Source organism: Streptomyces sp. NPDC004561 (genome assembly GCF_053602155.1).
In genome coordinates, this window is the sequence record NZ_JBSGDB010000941.1 from 1 (window position 1) to 1,067 (window position 1,067).

The 1,067-nt window shown below is 77.1% G+C and carries 1 protein-coding gene and 1 pseudogene; both read left to right on the forward strand.

The window, feature by feature from the left end:
* Positions 1–197 (forward strand): annotated as a pseudogene (locus ACWEN3_RS46875) (hypothetical protein); the annotation flags it as partial.
* Positions 121–1,067 (forward strand): amidase (locus tag ACWEN3_RS46880; RefSeq protein ID WP_452984598.1); only part of this gene is annotated, 947 nt, incomplete at its 3' end. The pseudogene ACWEN3_RS46875 and the gene ACWEN3_RS46880, both read left to right, overlap by 77 nt.

Here is a 1,067-nt window from a genome sequence, read left to right on the forward strand (position 1 = left end):
GGCTGGGGGACGTACGGCACATCACCGCGGACTCCGCACGCCTGCGCGCCGCGCTGGGGTGGAAGCCCCGGGTCGGATTCGCCGAGGACCGCGTTCGGCTGCCCCGGCCACTTCCCGCCGGTGGCCGCGGACGGCGAGGCGGTACGGCGGCTGCGGGCGGCCGGTGCCGTGATCGTCGGCAAGACGAACACCTGTGAGCTGGGGCAGTGGCCCTTCACCGAGGGGCCGGCGTTCGGGGACACCCGCAATCCATGGCATCCCGGGCACACCCCCGGGGGTTCCTCGGGCGGGTCGGCGGCCGCCGTCGCCGACGGGCTGGTGCCGGCCGCGCTCGGCTCCGACGGCGCCGGGTCGGTACGGATCCCGGCCTCCTGGACCCACCTGATCGGCATCAAGCCGCAGCGGGGCCGCATCTCGACCTGGCCGCACGGCGAGTCCTTCCAGGGCATCACGGTCAACGGCACCCTGGCCCGTACGGTCGCCGACGCGGCCCTGCTGCTGGACGCGGCGAGCGGCAACCACGACCGGGACCCGCACCGGCCGGCCGCGCTGACGGTCGCGGACGCGGTCGGCCGCGACCCCGGCCGGCTGCGCATCGCCCTGTCCCTGAGGCCGCCGTTCACCGCCGTACCGGCCCGGCTGGACCCGGAGATCCGCGTCAGGGTCGTCGAACTCGCGGGACGGCTGGCCGCGTTGGGCCACGACGTCGAGGAGGCCGACCCGCCCTACGGCCAGATCGGCCTGACCTTCGTACCGCGCGCCACCGCCGGGATCGCCGAGCGGGTCCGCGAGACCCCCGACCCCGCGCTGCTCGACCCGCGCACCCGGGACGCGGCCCGGCTGGGCCGGCTGCTCGGCGGGGCCCCGCTACGGGTGGCCCGGCGCGCGGAGGCGCTGCTGCACCGGCGGATCGGCGCGTTCTTCGCGTCGTACGACGTGGTCCTCACCCCGACCACGGCCGCTCCCCCGCTCCGGATCGGCGCCTTCTCCCGGCTGGGCGGGCTGGCCACCGACCGCGCGATGATCGCCGCCTGCGCGTACGCCTGGCCGGGGAACGTGCTGGGCTG